Source organism: Planosporangium thailandense (assembly GCF_011947195.1).
GTDB lineage: Bacteria > Actinomycetota > Actinomycetes > Mycobacteriales > Micromonosporaceae > Planosporangium > Planosporangium thailandense.
Genome location: NZ_JAATVY010000009.1, coordinates 55,867 through 72,400 on the forward strand (window position 1 = coordinate 55,867; position 16,534 = coordinate 72,400).

16 protein-coding genes and 1 pseudogene are annotated in these 16,534 nt (G+C 71.7%); 10 read left to right on the forward strand and 7 right to left on the reverse strand.

All coding sequences use genetic code 11. The annotated features are described in order from the left end of the window. The first annotated feature begins 108 nt into the window (after positions 1–108). The 6 genes from HC031_RS14905 (at position 109) to galK (ending at position 7,341) form a co-directional block, all read left to right on the forward strand. Positions 109–1,140, forward strand: a complete 1,032-nt coding sequence (locus HC031_RS14905; RefSeq protein ID WP_240942524.1) for an alpha/beta fold hydrolase — start codon at positions 109–111, stop codon at positions 1,138–1,140. Between the two features lie 117 nt (positions 1,141–1,257). Then, the gene (locus tag HC031_RS14910; RefSeq protein WP_167925905.1) at positions 1,258–1,911 is read left to right on the forward strand and encodes a VTT domain-containing protein; all 654 of its coding nucleotides are present in this window, start codon (positions 1,258–1,260) and stop codon (positions 1,909–1,911) included. 124 nt (positions 1,912–2,035) lie between these two features. Continuing rightward, on the forward strand, positions 2,036–4,231 hold the full coding sequence (locus tag HC031_RS14915) for a HelD family protein (protein ID WP_420813637.1): 2,196 nt from the start codon (positions 2,036–2,038) through the stop codon (positions 4,229–4,231). Between the two features lie 115 nt (positions 4,232–4,346). Continuing rightward, the gene (locus HC031_RS14920) at positions 4,347–5,135 is read left to right on the forward strand and encodes a DeoR/GlpR family DNA-binding transcription regulator (protein ID WP_167925907.1); all 789 of its coding nucleotides are present in this window, start codon (positions 4,347–4,349) and stop codon (positions 5,133–5,135) included. Continuing rightward, positions 5,132–6,199: a galactose-1-phosphate uridylyltransferase gene (gene galT / locus HC031_RS14925; protein ID WP_167925908.1), complete on the forward strand. Its 1,068-nt coding sequence runs from the start codon at positions 5,132–5,134 to the stop codon at positions 6,197–6,199. The genes HC031_RS14920 and galT overlap by 4 nt, the downstream gene beginning before the upstream one ends. Next, positions 6,196–7,341 (forward strand): galactokinase, encoded by a 1,146-nt coding sequence (gene galK, locus HC031_RS14930; RefSeq protein ID WP_167925909.1) that lies wholly within the window; start codon positions 6,196–6,198, stop codon positions 7,339–7,341. Before galT ends, galK begins: the two co-directional genes overlap by 4 nt. Positions 7,342–7,403: 62 nt before the next feature. On the opposite strand, the gene HC031_RS14935 is transcribed toward galK, so the two are convergent. After that, the gene (locus HC031_RS14935) at positions 7,404–8,639 is read right to left on the reverse strand and encodes an extracellular catalytic domain type 1 short-chain-length polyhydroxyalkanoate depolymerase (RefSeq protein ID WP_167925910.1); all 1,236 of its coding nucleotides are present in this window, start codon (positions 8,637–8,639) and stop codon (positions 7,404–7,406) included. Between the two features lie 117 nt (positions 8,640–8,756). Here HC031_RS14935 and HC031_RS14940 point away from each other — a divergent pair. Then, a pseudogene (locus HC031_RS14940) lies at positions 8,757–9,140 on the forward strand (formylglycine-generating enzyme family protein); the annotation flags it as partial. Between the two features lie 5 nt (positions 9,141–9,145). Here HC031_RS14940 and rocD read toward each other — a convergent pair. Together rocD and HC031_RS14950 are read right to left on the reverse strand one after the other, a co-directional pair. After that, positions 9,146–10,363 (reverse strand): ornithine--oxo-acid transaminase, encoded by a 1,218-nt coding sequence (rocD, locus tag HC031_RS14945; protein ID WP_167925911.1) that lies wholly within the window; start codon positions 10,361–10,363, stop codon positions 9,146–9,148. A 253-nt stretch (positions 10,364–10,616) separates the two neighbouring features. Beyond that, positions 10,617–10,832 carry a hypothetical protein gene (locus HC031_RS14950; RefSeq protein ID WP_167925912.1) on the reverse strand — a complete coding sequence of 72 codons (216 nt, stop codon included), beginning with the start codon at positions 10,830–10,832 and terminating at the stop codon, positions 10,617–10,619. A 331-nt stretch (positions 10,833–11,163) separates the two neighbouring features. Between HC031_RS14950 and HC031_RS14955 the strand changes: the two genes are divergently transcribed. From HC031_RS14955 to HC031_RS14965, 3 genes are read left to right on the forward strand one after another with little or no spacing between them, the layout of a single operon-like run. Continuing rightward, positions 11,164–11,775, forward strand: a complete 612-nt coding sequence (locus tag HC031_RS14955; RefSeq protein ID WP_167925913.1) for a nucleotidyltransferase family protein — start codon at positions 11,164–11,166, stop codon at positions 11,773–11,775. Further along, positions 11,772–12,026, forward strand: coding sequence for a hypothetical protein (locus HC031_RS14960; RefSeq protein ID WP_167925914.1), 255 nt, complete (start codon positions 11,772–11,774; stop codon positions 12,024–12,026). The genes HC031_RS14955 and HC031_RS14960 overlap by 4 nt, the downstream gene beginning before the upstream one ends. Further along, a complete protein-coding gene (locus HC031_RS14965) occupies positions 12,023–12,787 on the forward strand; it encodes a metallophosphoesterase (RefSeq protein ID WP_167925915.1) in 765 nt (254 codons plus the stop codon). Before HC031_RS14960 ends, HC031_RS14965 begins: the two co-directional genes overlap by 4 nt. A gap of 7 nt (positions 12,788–12,794) precedes the next feature. On the opposite strand, the gene HC031_RS14970 is transcribed toward HC031_RS14965, so the two are convergent. The 4 genes from HC031_RS14970 to HC031_RS14985 form a co-directional block, all read right to left on the reverse strand. Continuing rightward, the gene (locus tag HC031_RS14970; protein ID WP_338090665.1) at positions 12,795–13,646 is read right to left on the reverse strand and encodes an RNA polymerase sigma factor SigF; all 852 of its coding nucleotides are present in this window, start codon (positions 13,644–13,646) and stop codon (positions 12,795–12,797) included. 191 nt (positions 13,647–13,837) lie between these two features. Beyond that, the gene (locus tag HC031_RS14975) at positions 13,838–14,878 is read right to left on the reverse strand and encodes a DNA topoisomerase IB (RefSeq protein ID WP_167926022.1); all 1,041 of its coding nucleotides are present in this window, start codon (positions 14,876–14,878) and stop codon (positions 13,838–13,840) included. Continuing rightward, entirely contained in the window at positions 14,859–15,842 is a 984-nt protein-coding gene (locus HC031_RS14980) for a glycosyltransferase family 9 protein (RefSeq protein WP_167925916.1), read from the reverse strand. Before HC031_RS14980 ends, HC031_RS14975 begins: the two co-directional genes overlap by 20 nt. Further along, on the reverse strand, positions 15,839–16,519 hold the full coding sequence (locus HC031_RS14985; protein WP_167925917.1) for an SDR family oxidoreductase: 681 nt from the start codon (positions 16,517–16,519) through the stop codon (positions 15,839–15,841). Before HC031_RS14985 ends, HC031_RS14980 begins: the two co-directional genes overlap by 4 nt. Between the last annotated feature and the right edge of the window lie 15 nt (positions 16,520–16,534).

Below are 16,534 nucleotides of genomic sequence, written 5' to 3' on the forward strand. Positions count from 1 at the left end.
GCCAATCATCCTTCCAGGATCCGACACATGTCGGCTCAGGAGAACCCGAACCGGCAAAAGTGCGACGGTGATCACCCATCTGCCCGTTTACTATTTACCTTGTTACTTATGAGTACCGACCGGGTATCGGTAGGCATGGTCACCGCCGAGTCCAAGGTCACCCTGCCGGACGGGGTCCGCCTGCACGTCGCGGAGTACGGCGACCCCAACAGCTCATTGACGGTCGTACTCCTGCACGGATGGACCTGCGACACCCGGCTGTGGCGCCGCCAGATCGCCGACCTACCGGCCCGGATGGGCGCCCCGCTGCGCATCGTCGCATTCGACCTGCGGGGGCACGGCCGCTCCACCGCCTGCCCGCGTACCACCACGACCCTGGCCCAGCTCGCCGACGACCTGCACGCGGTGATTCACGAGCGGGTACCCGAGGGCAAGGTGATCCTCGCCGGCCACTCGATGGGCGGCATGGCGATCATGGAGTACGCGCACCGCCACTCGGTCGAGTTCACCCACCGGGTCGGCGGCGTCGCGCTCATGTGCACGACCGCGGAGGGCACCGCGCACACCACGTACGGACTGGCCCCGGGCGTCGCGCGGATCGTACGCGCGCTCGAGATCACGGGCGCCGCCGTGCTGGCCCGGTCCGGGCCGTGGCGCCTGCACCGCACCGTCATGCCCGTGCTCTCCCCCGGCATCCGCTGGCTCGGGTTCGGGCGGATCGCCGACCCGTCGGCGGTACGGCTGACCGCCGGCATGATCGGCAACACCCGGCTCACCACGATCGGCGGCTTCCGCCCCTGGTTCGAGGAGCAGGACCGGGTCGACGCGCTCGTACACATGGCGACGCTGCCCACGGCCGTGCTGGTCGGCGGCCGGGACCGGCTCACGCCGAGCAACTGTGCGGACACGATCGTGCGGGCGCTGCCCAACGCGGAGCATCTGGTCTGCCCCGACGCCGGACACATGCTGCCGCTGGAGTGCCCGGACGAGGTGACCGGCGCCATCGCACGGGTCTGCCAGCGCGCGAGCGGCGTGCCGACGCTGCCGCCGGGCGACGGGCCGACCGATCCGCGGCGGCGCAAGCGCCGCAAAGGCCGCACCCTGCCCGCCGAGGCGGCCGACGCGGCCGACGCGGCCTGAGGTCGACGCACGGACCGGAGGCCGGTGCGGGCTGAAGCCTCGCGATGGCCGGCCCACGTGGTCGGGCCCGCGTAAACTCCCGCACAACAGCGGCCACCGCCGCAGGAGGGGGAGACCGTGCACCTTGTCCAGGTATGGATGTCCAGCCTTCCTCCTGTCGCGATCTACGCGCTGGTCGGCCTCGTCATCGGAGCCGAGAGCATGGGCATCCCGCTGCCTGGCGAGTTCGCGCTGGTCGGTGCCGCCCTGCTCGCCGCCACCCACCTGACCAACCCGTGGCTGGTCGGCCTCGCCGCGGCGCTGGGCGCCATCGTGGGCGACTCGATCGGGTACGCGGTGGGCCGCCGCGGCGGCCGCGCGGTCCTGGAGCGGTTCGGCCGCCGCTTCCCGCGCCACTTCGGACCGGAGCACCTCGCCCAGGCCGAGCGCACCTTCGCCCGCCACGGCGTGTGGGCGGTGTTCTTCGGCCGGTTCGTGGCGCTGCTGCGCATCCTGGCCGGCCCGCTCGCGGGCGCGCTCCGCGTGCCGTACCCGAAGTTCCTGCTGGCCAATGCGGCCGGGGGCATAGTCTGGGCCTACGGCACGACCTTCGTAATCTACTTCGCCGGCCAGGCCGCGGAGCGCTGGCTCAGTAGCTTCTCCTGGCTGGCCCTGGTGGTGGCGCTGCTCGCCGGGCTCGCCACGACGATGTACCTCAAACGCCGGGCCACCCGGCGCGCGCGTGAGGAGGCCGATCGCACACAGCCGGAGGAGAAGACGACCGTCGGCTGACGATCGCACTCCCGATCGGCGTCACTGACCGTAAGCACCCGCGACATCGGCCCGGCGAATGATCCGTCACGGCGCCGCAGTGCGTACGCTCGCCATGGCCCGTTCCCGACCGCTGGAGTCACGTTTGTCCGCCCCTGTTTCCGACTCCGACCCCATCCGCCAGTCCGAGATCGACAACGAGCAACGGTACGTCGACCGGGTGTACACCCGCCTCGACGAACTGCGCCGGACCGTCGCCGAGGCGGAGAAGAGCGGCTACAGCCTGGCGCGGGTGGGCACGTACGGCGCGCTGGTCGAGCGCGACGCCATGGTGTTCCACGCGGCGCGCCGCCGGCACGCGCTGGAGGCGGAGTACGAGGGCCTGGTGTTCGGCCGCCTCGACCTGGGCCCGGACGCGCGCCGCAGCGACGAGTACCAGAGCCCCGTGGAGCCGGCGGTGCCCGGCGGCGAGGTCCGCTACATCGGCCGTCTCGGCCTGCGCGACGAGGCGCACGAGTCGCTGCTGGTCGACTGGCGCGCGCCGGCCGCCGCCCCGTTCTACCGCGCCACGCCCACCGACCGGATGGGCGTGGTCCGCCGGCGTACCCTCCGCAGCTCCGGAGAGACCGTCCTCGACGTAGAGGACGACCTGCTCGACCCGGCGGCCGCACCGGACACCATGCCGGTCATCGGCGACGGCGCGCTGCTCGCGACGCTCAGCCGGGCCACCGGCCGCGGCATGCGCGACATCGTCGCCACGATCCAGCGCGAACAGGACGAGGCGATCCGCTCCCCCGCCCTCGGCGTGACGATCGTGCGCGGCGGCCCCGGCACCGGCAAGACGGCGGTCGCGCTGCACCGGGCGGCGTACCTGCTGTACTCCGACCGCAACCGGTTCGAAAGCGGCGGGGTGCTGGTCATCGGGCCGTCGGAGGTGTTCGTCTCCTACGTCAGCCGGGTGCTGCCCTCGCTCGGCGAGGACACCGTGACCCTGCGGTCGCTGGGCCAGGTCGTCGAGAAGGTCAACGCCAGCCGTCAGGACCGCGCCGGGATCGCCGCGGTGAAGGGCTCGCTGCGGATGACCCGGGTACTGGCGCGCGCGGCGCGGGACGCGGTGCCGGGCTCGCCCGACCGGCTGCGGGTGCTCTACCGGGGACAGCTGCTCGAACTGGGCCGTCGGGCCCTCGACGAGGCGCGCCGCGCGATCCTCGTGCCGGGCGCCAAGCGCAACGCGGTGCGCCCGAAAGCCGCCGGGTACCTGCTGGACGCGCTGTGGCGGCAGAGCATGGGGCTGTTGCCGGCGCACCGGCAGCAGCCCCGGGAGGAGTTCGCCACCGAGATCGCCGAGCGCAGCGAGTTCATCCGGTTCATGGGCGCGTGGTGGCCGGTGGTGACCCCGCAGGCGGTCCTGGGCTGGCTGGCCGAGCCGGGACGGCTGCGCCGGTACGGCGACGGGATCCTGTCGCGCGGCGAGATCGATCGGCTGGCGGCCGCGTACGCGAAGTCCGGGGGTGAGTGGACGGTGGCGGATGTGGCGCTGCTCGATGAGCTGGACGACCTTCTGGGCGGGCCGCCCGCGCGCAAAAAGCCCCGTAAAGATCCTTTCCATGTCGTCGACGGCATCCGGGAGGTCACCACGTACGCCGACCGGATGGCCGCGGCGCGCGCGGTGGAGCGGGAGCGGCCCGAGGACTACCGCGACTACGCCCACGTCGTGGTGGACGAGGCGCAGGACGTCTCCCCCATGCAGTGGCGGATGATCGGGCGGCGCGGCCGGCATGCGAGCTGGACGATCGTCGGCGACCCGGCCCAGGCGGCGTGGCCCGACGCGGCCGAGGCCGCCCGCGCGATGGACGCGGCGGTCGGGTCGCGGCGGCGGCACGAGTACACGCTCACCACCAACTACCGCAACGCCGCCGAGATCTTCGAGCTGGCGGCGGCCGTGATCCGGCGGGCCGAGCCGGGGATCGAGCTGCCCACGGCGGTCCGCCGGTCGGGCGTCCGGCCGATCGACCGCGCGGTGGCGGCGGCCGAGTTGGCGGCGGCCACCCGCGCCGCGACCGTCGACGTGCTCGCGGAGGTCGCCGGCACGGTCGGCGTGATCGCGTCGATGGCCACCCGGGACGAGGTCGCGGGCTGGCTCGGCGGGGTCGACTCCGACCGGCTGCAGGTGGTGGGCAGCCTGGAGGCCAAGGGCATGGAGTACGACGGCGTGGTCGTCGTCGAACCCGCGGCGATCCGGGCGGAGGGGCGTTCCGGCGTACGCACGCTCTACGTGGCCCTGTCGCGGGCCACCCAGCGGCTGGTCACGGTCGGTACCGACGACTCCTGGCGGCCCTGACCCCACCCCCATGATCACGGAAACTTTTCCGTGCCGGAACGCGTAAAAGTTTCCGTGATCATGGGTACCGTTGACTTATGTTGACTTGTGCGCGGATACGTTCGAAGCTGTAGACATGCTCGCGCAGCAGCGACAGTCGGCGATCCTGGACCTCGTCCGGCGCCAGGGCGGCGTGCGGGTCAGCCAGCTGGTCCGGAAGTTCGGCGTCTCGGACATGACGATCCGCCGCGACCTGGAGGCGCTCGCCGAGCGCGGGCTGGTCGACAAGGTGCACGGCGGCGCCACGGTCGCCGCCCCCGGCTCGACCGAGGAGCCCGGCTTCGACGCGAAATCGGTCCGTCAGCGCGCCGAGAAGGCCGCGATCGCGGCCCGGGCGGCGCAACTGGTCGAGCCGGGCACGGCGGTCGCACTGTCGGCCGGCACCACCACCGCCGCGCTCGCCGCGCTCCTGCTCGACGTGCCCGGCCTGACCGTGGTGACCAACTCGATCCCGGTCGCCGACGCGCTCTACCGCTCCGGCCGCTCCGACCAGACGGTGGTCGTCACCGGCGGGATCCGCACCCCCTCGGACGCGCTCGCCGGCCCGGTCGCCGAGGCCGCGATCGCCTCGCTGAACGTGGATGTGCTGTTCCTCGGGGTACACGGGATGAGTCCGCGCACCGGGTTCACCACGCCCAACCTGATGGAGGCGGGCACCAACCGGCTGCTGGTCGCCGCCGCCCGCCGGTTGGTCGTCCTCGCCGACCACACCAAGTGGGAGACCGTGGGCATCGCCACGATCGCGCCCCTGGAGGACGCGGACGTACTGGTCACCGACTCGCGCCTGCCGGCCGAGGCGCGGGCACAACTGAGTGAACGCATCGGCGAGGTCATCGTCGCCGATGTGCCGGGAGAGCAAGAGTGAAACGCACCGTCACGCACCTGGCCGACGGCCGGGAACTCATCTACTTCGACGACCGCGACGACGCCGTACGCGACGCGCGGGACCGGCGCGAACTGCCACCGCCGCCGCCCGCCTCGGAGATCCGTTACGACCCGATCCTCGACGAGTGGGTCGCGATCGCCGCCCACCGGCAGACCCGTACGTTCCTGCCGCCGTCCGACGAATGTCCACTGTGCCCGTCCACACCGACCCGGTCCAGCGAGATCCCCGCGGCCGACTACGACGTGGTCGTGTTCGAAAACCGGTTCCCGTCGTTCTCCCATCGCGCGGGAGACCTCGAATCCGTCTCGGGGCTGACCGAGGTCAGGCACGGCTGCGGCCGGTGCGAGGTGGTGTGCTTCACCTCCGACCACAACTCGTCGTTCGCGTCGCTGACGCCATCCCGCGTGCGACTGGTGCTGGAAGCGTGGGCCGACCGGACGGCCGAACTGAGCGCGCTGCCCGACGTCGAGCAGGTGTTCTGCTTCGAAAACCGGGGCGAGGCGATCGGGGTCACCCTGCACCACCCGCACGGGCAGATCTACGCGTACCCGTTCGTCACGCCGCGCACCCGGATGATGCTTTCGTCCGCGCGGCGGCATACGGATGGAAATCTGTTCGCCGACGTGCTCGCCGCCGAGCGCGCGGCCGGCGAGCGGGTGGTGGTGGAGAACGAGCACTGGACGGCGATCGTGCCCGCGACCGCCCGCTGGCCGTACGAGATCCACCTGTACCCGCGCCGCCAGGTGCCCGACATCCCGGCCCTGTCGAGTGCGGAGCGGGACGCGTTCGGCCCGGTGTACCTGGAGGTGCTGCGTCGCCTCGACGGGCTGTTCGGCTTCCCGATGCCCTACATCGCGGCGTGGTACCAGGCCCCCGTGCGCGTCGACCGGGACCTCGCCTACCTGCACCTGCAGGTGTTCAGCAGCCAGCGGGCGCCCGGCAAGCTCAAGTACCTGGCCGGCTCGGAGTCCGCGATGGGCGTGTTCATCAACGACGTACGGCCCGAGCAGGCCGCCCAGCGACTGCGGGAGGTGGCGCTGTGACCCCGGCGCAGCGTGCTTCGCGACTCTTCGGCGAGCGGTTCGACGCCGCGCCGGCGGCGGTGTGGGCCGCGCCCGGGCGGGCCAACCTCATCGGCGAGCACACCGACTACAACGCCGGATACGTGCTCCCCTTCGCCCTCCCCCAGGTGACCGCGGCGGCCGTGGCGCCGGCGGACGACGGCTGGACGGTCTGCTCCGAGGGGCACGACGGGACCGTCTCGTTCGGCCCGGAGAATCTGTCGCCCGGCGGCGTGAGCGACTGGGCCGCGTACGTCGCCGGAGTCGTGTGGGCGCTGAACGAAGCGGGCGTGAAGGTACCGCCGGCGCGGATCGCCATCGCCAGCGACGTACCCATCGGCGCCGGCCTGTCGTCCTCGGCCGCGATGGAGTGCGCCGTCCTGGCGGCGCTGGTCGACCTCGGCGGCGCCACCCTGCCGGCCCAGTACCAGGCCCGGCTCGCCCAGCGCGCCGAGAACGAGTTCGTGGGCGCGCCCACCGGCATCATGGACCAGTCGGCCGCCACGCTGTCGCGGGCCGGGCAGGCGCTCTTCCTCGACTGCCGCACCCTCGCCGTCGAACACATCCCGTTCGACGTCGCCGCGGCCGGGCTCGCGGTGCTGGTCGTCAACACCAACGCGCCGCACCGGCACGTCGACGGCGAGTACGCCGACCGCCGGGCGGTCTGCGAAGCCTCCGCGCGGACGTTGCGCGTACCGGCCCTGCGGGACGTCTCCGTGGCCGGACTGCCCGACGCGCTGGGCCGCCTGGACGAGGTCGCGGCGCGGCGGGTGCGCCACATCGTCACCGAGAACCAGCGGGTGCTCGACACCGTGAAGATCCTGCGCACCGGCGACATCGCCGCCATCGGGCCGCTGTTGACCGCCTCGCACGACTCGATGCGGGACGACTTCGAGATCACCGTGCCGGAGGTCGACACCGCCGTGTCGGCGGCGCTGAAGGCGGGGGCGTACGGGGCCCGGATGACCGGCGGCGGGTTCGGCGGCTGCGTGCTCGCGCTCGTGGACGCGGCCGACGCGGACGCCGTGGCGTCGGCGGTGGCGTCGGCCTTCGAGGCGGCCGGTTTCGCGCCGCCGGACTCGTTCGTGGTCGCGCCGAGCCAGGGCGCGTACCGCGCGCTTTAACTTCGCGATCTTGGACACTTACGGGGGCTATAGCCCTCCTAAGTGTCCAAGATCGCGTGGGATCAACACTCGCCGTCGGCGATGACGTAGTAGTCGGGCCCGGTCTGCCTGAGGGTGTGGACGACGAGCGTGTTCCACAGTCCCATGGGCTGGTCGGAGCCGTTGGCGTACACGTACCCGAGGCTCTGGTGGGCCCGGCCGGCGGCCGTCTGGCGGTAGTTGTCCGCGGTGAAGCACGGCTGCGGGGACGAGGTCGGGCTGGCGGTCGGCGACGGGGTCGGCGGGGTCGGACCGGGCGCCGGTGACCCGCCGTCGAGACCGAAGAACTTCGCGGTGTGGTAGCTGGAGCAGATGTAGTCGAGGTAGTACTGCGCGGCGGCGCCGCACTGGTCGACACCTGACCCGGGGTGGACGGCCAGGCCGTGCTTCATGCCGGAGATCTCGTACGTCTCGACGGCCGGTGTCCCGTGGGCGTCGTTGTAGATGCTCAACGTGGTGCCGCCGGGCAGCGACTGCCGGCTGGACGGCGTCTGACCGATGCCCCACACGTTGGTCCACTGGTCGCGGGACTCGGCCATCGCCACCGGCGCGACCATGGTGTCGGCGGTGCCCTGCCAGATCGCGACCCTCGGCCACGGCCCGTGGTAGCCGGGGTAGGAGCCGCGCACGAGGTCACCCCACTGCTGCGGGGTCTTGTTGTTGGTGTTGGCCGTGGTACAGCTCGTACCCATGATGCCGCTGGTGGAGCACTGCGCCGGCGGGCCGGAGTCGATCGATCCGGCGGCGAACACGTCCGGGTAGTCCGCGAGCAGGTCGGAGGTCATGCCGGCGCCGGCGGACAGCCCGGTGACATAGACCCGGTTCGGATCCACGCCGTAGTGGGAGATCGCATACTGCACCATCTGGTAGATCGACAGGGCCTCGCCGTTACCCCGGGTGTCGTTGGACGGCGTGCCCCAGTCGAAGCAGTTCATGATGGGACTGGTCATGGACGGCTGCTCGGGGAAGACGAGCGCGAACCCCCACAGGTCGGCGTACTTGGGCCAGCCGGAGTGGCTGTAGTAGTCGTTGGCGGACTGCGTGCAGCCGTGCAGCGCCACCACGAGGGGCGCGTGCGCGGGCAGGTTGGCCGGCAGGTAGCTGTACATGTTCAGCGCTCCCGGATTCGTCCCGAATCCGGTTGTCCGGGTGAGGCCACCGGCGGCCCGGGCCGGGTGCGCGGTCAGTGGGATGGCCGCGGCCACCGCGGCGGCGACGGCAACGGCGAGGGCGGCTGTGGCGAGGCGAGGTCTACGCATCGGTGCGCTCCCACGGGGATCAATATGTGACGGCTGTCACACGATGTCATCCCAGGTTAGGAGCGCATATTGATTAATGGAAATGTCTCGCTAACACACAACGTACCTTCAGGAAACGTGGACGTGACCACAGGGAACGTGCTGACCGCCATCCCGGCCGGGCGGGTGACGCTGTCGGACCGACGAACGCAGCGCCGCTGGTCGGTCGAGCTCGCCCCGTACCAGCTCGCGGCGTTCCCGGTCACCCAGGCGCAGTACGCGCAGGTCACCGGCGAGCAGCCGAGCGCGTCCCGGGGAGACCGGCTACCCGTCGAAGGCGTCTCCTGGTGGGACGCGGTCCGGTTCTGCAACGCCCTGTCCCGGCGCGACGGCCTCACTCCCGCGTACGACCTCCACGCCGACGGCGAGGGCGTCGAGTGGGACACCTCCGCCGACGGGTACCGGTTGCCGACCGAGGCCGAATGGGAGTACGCCTGCCGCGCCGGCACGACGGGCCCGCGCTGAGCTCAGCCGCGCAGGATCCCGGCGATGGCCGCCACGACCATGTCGATCTCCTCGGGCGTGACGACGAGCGGCGGGGCGAGGCGGATCGTCGAGCCGTGGGTGTCCTTGGCCAGGATCCCGCGCTCCGCGAGCCGCTCACACGCCTGCCGCCCGGTCATCAGGTCGGGGTCGATGTCCACACCGGCCCACAGACCCCGGCCGCGGACCGCGGTGACGCCGTGCCCGACGAGCGCGCGGAGGCCCTCGTGCAGCCGCTCACCCAGCTCCCGTGCGCGCTGCTGGTACTCCCCGGTCTCCAGGAGGGCGATGACGGCGCGGCCGACCGCGCACGCGAGCGGGTTGCCGCCGAAGGTGGAGCCGTGCTCGCCGGGGCGCAGCAGGCCCAGCACGGCCTGGCTCGACGCGACCGCGGACACCGGCACGACACCGCCGCCCAGCGCCTTGCCCAGCACGTACATGTCGGGCTTGACGCCCTCGTGCTCGCAGGCGAACGTGGCGCCGGTGCGACCTAGCCCGGACTGCACCTCGTCGGCGATCATCAGGACGTTGCGCTCGGTGCACAGCCGGCGGATGCCGGGCAGGTAGTCCGCCGGCGGCACGAGGACGCCGGCCTCACCCTGGATCGGCTCGACGAGTACCGCGACGGTGGTGTCGTCGATGGCGGCCGCCATCGCCGCCAGGTCGCCGTAGGGAACGACCTTGAACCCCGGCGTGTACGGGCCGAAGTCGCGGCGGGCGTCCGGGTCGGTGGAGAAGCTGATGATCGTGGTGGTGCGCCCGTGGAAGTTGTTCTCGGCCACCACGATCGTGGCCTGCCCGTCGGGTACGCCCTTGGCGCGGTACCCCCACTTGCGGGCGACCTTGATCGCGGTCTCGACCGCCTCGGCGCCGGTGTTCATGGGCAGCACCAGGTCCATGCCGGTCAGCTTCGCCAGCTCGCGGCAGAACGGGCCGAACTGGTCGTGCAGGAACGCGCGGCTGGTGAGCGTGACCCGGTCGAGCTGTTCCCGGGCGGCGCCGATCAGCGCCGGGTGCCGGTGACCGAAGTTCAGGGCGGAGTAGCCGGCGAGGCAGTCCAGGTACCGGCGCCCGTCGACGTCGGTCACCCACGCACCCTCGGCGTCGGCGACGACCACCGGCAGCGGGTGGTAGTTGTGCGCGGTCCAGCGCTCGGCCTCGGCGACCGCCTCGGTCGTGAAGTCAGGGACGACAGCCGTCATCGGGCGCACCTCCTTCGTCCAGCGCTTGGCCACGCTCCGGCTTTGCGCAGTTCCGACAAGTGCCGGGAAGAGGCAATTTTCACTCACCGCACAGGCCGGGCTGGTGCCCGGTCGCTCATTCCCCGCCATTCCGCTCGAATGTAAGGGCGCTGAGCAGCCGATGACCATGATGTCGCCTTGCGCGTTCACGGCGATTTGTTGCGTAGATTGGCGCCTGACGCAACGTTGTTGCGCACAGACCCGCTGGAGCGACTCAGCTCATCTGCCGCCAGTGGGGACTGTCGTTAAGCAGGCCACGGACGCACTCCAGCGCGGCGTCCTCATCGGCGTACTCGTACCACCGGCTGCGCCCCTCGGCGCCACCCTCGCGCGCCTCCACCAGCCATCGGCCGCCATCTTCGTACACGTACACGTCCTGCCGGGCCAGTCGGCCCCAGGTCCCGTTCCACCAGTGCTTACGTCGTTCCATTCGATCATTCGAACATACGTACTATCCACTTCGCAGGCGGCGAACGGGTGAATGTGATCAACCCGAGGGCATCGAACCGGTCAGGCGGGCACGAACCGCCCGGTCTCACGCCGGGAGCGGCCGCCGGATGATGGAAGACCGCATCGACACCCGGCACCCGCGTGGCCCGCTCGCACCCCCCGCCACAAGCGGTCAGACAGCGGGCAGGTTCCGCTGGTCACCGGGAACGGGAGGAGTACAAACGGTGTGAGAACAGGCGCCACCGGGTATCTGCATCAGGGTCCCGGTCGGCCACGGATGAGTGGGCCGACCCGACCAATAGGAGCCTGCGATGCCTCTTACTGAGGATCAACAGCCGCTCATACAGACGTTGAAACGGGTGGCATACCACCTCAAGCAGATGAACGTTCCGTTCGCGCTGGCGGGCAGCTTCGCGGTTTACGCCCGCGGCGGTGGCGGCTGTGACCACGACGTGGACTTTCTGATCAAGGAGGAGGACGCGGACCGGGTGCTCACCGGTCTGGTCGAGGTCGGCTTCCGCGCCGAGATCCCGCCCGAGGGTTGGCTGGTCAAGGTCTACGACGAGGACCGCCTCGTCGATCTGATCTACTCCCCCGTCCAGCGCCCGGTCACCGACGAGACCCTCGCCGACACCGACATCCTGTCGGTCAACGCCTGCCACATGCCGGTGCTCTCCGCGACCGAACTGATGATCCACAAGCTGCTCTCGATGGGGCCGCACTACTGCGACCTCTCCAAAGCACTACCCGTTGCCCAATCCATGCGCGAGCAGATCGACTGGGCCCGGGTCGAACGCGAAACGGCGCACTCCCCCTACGCGCAGGCGTTCATGGTGCTGCTGGACCGACTGAACGTGGTGTCGCTGGCGGAGATCAACTCGGCCACCGAGCGCCGGGCGCAGCTCAAGGAGGTGTCGGGATGAAAACCAGAACCGACGTGTACAAGGAAAGCCAGATGCAGCGGGTGCTGACCGAGGACGAACGGGTCTCGGAGCAGGGCATCCGGGTCAGCCGCCTGGAGGAGAACACCTTCGCCCTGTCCGGCGAGGTGGCGAGCTCCAAGCGCCGGGAAGTCATCGAGCAGGTGGTGGCCGAGAAGTTCCCCGATCTGACCGTGGAGTACGACCTCGGCATCACGCGCGTGCACGAGCCGGACGAGGTGGAGGAAGTGTGAGCTCAGCACCAAGCTCCGACCGACCCGCCAACTGCGTACGGGTGGCCGCGGTCGGCGACGTACACATCGACGAGAACGTGCTGGGTCGGTTTCGTCCGGCGCTGGAGCGCATCGGCGAGAAGGCCGACGTGCTGCTGCTCGCCGGCGATCTGACCCGGCACGGCACCGGCGACGAGGCGCGGTGCGTGGCCACCGAGTTCGCCGACCTGTCCGTACCCGTGGTCGCCGTGCTCGGCAACCACGACTACCACTCCGACGCCCAGGACGAGATCACGAAGATCCTCGAGGACAGCGGGATCACGGTCCTCGAACGTTCCGGGGTCGTCTTCGACTGCTTCGGGATCAGGCTGGGCATCGCCGGCGCGAAGGGTTTCGGCGGAGGGTTCGCCGGCAGATGCGGCAGCGAGTTCGGCGAGCCGGAGATGAAGGCGTTCATCCGGCACACCCGGACCATCGCCGAGGAGCTGGGCACGGCGCTGCACGACCTGGACTGTGACGTCCGGATCGCGCTCACCCACTACGCGCCCACACCCGAGACCCTGCTCGGCGAACCGCTGGAGATCTACCCGTTCCTCGGGTCGTACCTGCTGGGCGAGGTGGTCGACGAGGTGTGCCCGGCGCTCGCCGTACACGGTCACGCGCACGCCGGCACCGAGCGCGGCGTCACGCCGGGCGGGGTGCACGTGCGTAACGTCGCGCACCCGGTGATCAAGCAGGCGTACAGCGTGTACCAGATCGCAGGGCAGCCGGCCGCGGCGTAGCCGGCGGTCAGGCGTCGTCGGCGAGCAGGCCGCTGCGCAGCGCGGCGAGCGCGTGCGACAGCAGCCGCGACACGTGCATCTGCGAGATGCCGACCTCGGCGGCGATCTGCGACTGCGTCATGTTGCCGAAGAACCGCAGCGCGATGATCCGCTGTTCCCGGTGCGGCAGCCGTGCGATCAGGGGGCGCAGCGCCTCCCGGTCCTCGACCCCCTCCAGCCGGTGATCGACGTCGCCCATCAGATCGACCAGCTCGGTGTCGGACTCGTCGCCCGCCACCGGCGCCTGCAGCGACAGCGCCCGGTAGGCGTGCGCGGCGTCGAGCGCCTCGACCACGTCCTCTTCCCGTACCCGCAGGTGGGCGGCCAGGTCGGCGACGGTCGGCGACCGGCCGAGCCGCTGCGCCAGCGCACCGGTCGCCCGGGCGACTTCCAGCCGCAGCTCCTGCACCCGGCGCGGGACGCGCACGTCCCAGCCCTTGTCGCGGAAATGGCGCTTGAGCTCGCCCACGATCATTGGGATGGCGTAGCTGCTGAACGCTGCTCCGCGGCTCGCGTCGTAACCGTCGACCGACTTGACGAGGGCCAGGTTGGCGACCTGGACCAGGTCGTCGACGGGCTCGCCCCGGTTGCGGAAGCGCCCGGCCAGGTACTCGGCCAACGGCAGGTACAGCTCGATGAGCCGTTCGCGCAGCCGGGCCCGGTCGGGGCAGTCGGCGGGCAGGTCGGCCAGCCGCGTCAACAGCGCCCGGCCCCGGTCGTCAGTGTCCGTACCGGTGCGCGCCCGCTCGACCGGCGCGGCGACCGTCTCCCCGGATGTCGCCGCAGTGGTGCCTGTGTCGTGGCTGATGGTGGCCGTCACGTTCGCCCCCCGTCCAACCAGGCCGAGGCTGCCGCGACGAGTGCCTCCGGTGGGGGACGCTCGACGGTCAATCAGCAGTCATCATTCGGCGCGGTTCAACATTTAGTCCGAGTGGAGCTCATCCGTTCAGACGATGAAACGCCCCGACCGTACCTCTGGTCACGGGTCTGGGAAAGATTGATTGCCGACGTTCACCCGGAATCCCCACTGAGCAGCGCCAGGACCGCCTGCTCGGCCTGCTCGCGGGCGACGAACCCGTCGGCGTCCCCGGGCAGTGCCGTCAGCGCGGGCGCGATGGTCTCGCCGGCGTGGTACAGGTCGATCACCCGCGGATAGACATACGAGGCCTTCGCCACCGCCGGCGTGTTGCCCAGGTGCTCCGACACCTCCCGGACGGCGCGGGTCACCGCCCGTTTCCGGGCCGTCGTCGACTTCGCGCCGAGCGCCTCCGGGCTGGCCAGCGTCACCGCCGCGAGGACCGTCGCGTGCCAGGTCCGGAAGTCCTTGGCGCTGATGTCGCAGTCGGTGGCCTCCTTGAGGTACGCGTTGATGTCGGCGCTGCGCACATCGCGCCACGGTCCGCGCGCCCCGTCCCGGTAGCCGAGCAGCTCGGGGTTGGGGTCCGGCCGCTTGAGCAGAGCCTTCACGACCGGGGCGACCTCGTCGTCTTCGATGCGCACGGCGCGCTCGACGCCGCCCTTGGCCGGGTACCGGAACTCCATCCTGGCGCCCCGCACGCTCACGTGGTCGCGCTGCAGCGTCGCCAGCCCGTACGTCGGCTCGCCCGAGCCCGAGTCCGCGGCGGCGTAGGCCTCCCCGCCGATCCGGAAGACGCCCCGGTCGAGCAGGCGGACCGCGGCCGCCAGGACCCGGTTGCGGGTCAGGCCCCGGCCGGCCAGATCCTCGGCGACCCGCTTGCGCAACTGCGGCAGATGATCGCCGACGATCAGGACGTGCTCGAACTTCTCCGCGTCGCGCTTGGCCCGCCACACGTCGTGGTACCGGTACTGCCGCCGGCCCGCCTGGTCGGTGCCGACCGCCTGGATGTGCCCGCGCGGGTCCGGGCAGATCCACACGTCCCGCCAGGCTGGCGGGATCGCCAGCGACCGGATGCGCCCCAGCTCGTCCGGGTCGGTGATCGGCTCGCCGTCGAGGTCGTGGTAGCTGAACCCCTTGCCGCGCCGGCAACGGGTGTACCCGGCCCGGTTGGGATCAGATCGCCGCAGCCGCATCGCGTACGTCACCCGGGCGCGCGGTCAGCACCGTCGTGAGCTCGTCACCGGCGGCGGCCGCCAGCTGGGCGCAGGCCGCCTCGTAGACCTCGTCCACCCCGATCCGCTCCAGCCCCTGCGGGCCGCGCCACAGCACCGTGTGCCGCCGCCGCGGCGGCGGTCCCCACAGCGCCGGCGACACCGGCCCGAACAGCAGCACCGAGCGGGTGCCGTACGCCGTGGCCAGGTGCGCGACGCCGGTGTCACCGCAGATGAGCAGCCGGGCGTGCGCGATGAGCGCGGCGAGCGCGCCGAGGTCGGTACGCCCGGCGAGCACCGCGGCGGGCGGCAGGCCGGCCGCCGCCGCCAGCTCGTGCGCGTCGGCGGCCTCCCCGGGCGAGCCCGAGATCAGGACGCGGTGCCCGGCGGCCGCCAGCCGGCGCGCCACGGCCGCGAAGCGCGGCACCGGCCAGCGTCGCTCCGGCCCGCTCGCGCCCGGGTGCACGACGACCGCGCCGGCCCACTCGGGCACCGGCGGCGGCGCCTCCAGCCCGAGATCGCACGCGTCGGCCGGGATGCCGTGCGCGTGCAGCAGCCGGCACCAGCGGACCCGCTCGGCCTCGTTGTCGGCCCACTCCGGGCCGTCCGGCCAGCCGGCCTCGGGTCGGGCGTACCCGATGAACCGGACCGGATCGGTGGCCAGCAGCGCCCGGTGGCTCTGCGGCCCCCGGCCGTGCAGGTTGACGGCGATGTCCGGCCGGGGCCCCGACCAGCGGAGCTCGTCGATCGGCTCGCGGACGAACGACCCGGTCGGGAAGATCCGGTCCACCGCGCCTACGCCCGAGACCAACGGTGTGAGGGCGGCCGGCGCGGCGAGGACCAGTTCGTGGCGCGGAAACGCGCGCCGCAGAGCGCGCAGGCTCGGTACGACCGTCGCCAGGTCGCCGATGCCCAGCGCCCGCAGCGCCAGCAGGACGGGCTTCACGGGTATGACGACTCCACCTCGGAGCAGACGATCATTTCGCGTACCGAGCAGCCGGGCGGCTGGGACAGCGCGAACATGACCGCGCGGGCCGTGTTCGCCGGGTCGTTGAGCGGCGCGTCCGGCCCCGGCTTGTACTTGTCGTCGCGGGTGTCGAAGAACGCGGTCTTCATGCCGCCCGGGATGAGCAGCGTGACGTTGACCTCGCCGGACAGCTCCGCGGCGAGCGCCCGGGTGAAGCCGACGACGCCGAACTTCGAGGCGCAGTACGCGGTCGCGTCGCCGACGGCCTTGATGCCGAGCGTCGAGGCGACCGTGACGATCGAGCCGTGGCTGCGCTTGAGCGCCGGCAGAGCGGCCCGGACGACGGCAGCGGTACCGAAGAGGTTGATGGCGACGATGCGCTCCCAGTCCGCGCCGGAGATGCCCGACAGCGGCGCCGGAATGTCCATACCGGCCGCGGTGACGACCCCGGTGATCGTGCCCGCCTGCTCGATGAGCTGCTCGGTCGCGCGCTCGGCGGCGCGGGTGTCGCTCAGGTCGACCGCGACGTAGGGCACGTCCTCCGCCGGGGGCTTGAGGTCCAGCACGTACGGGGTGCCGCCCGCCTCGCGGACCGCGGACACGATCGCCGCGCCGAGGCCGCTGGCGCCACCTGTCACGATCACCGAACCTGTCATGCGCTCCTCCTTCGT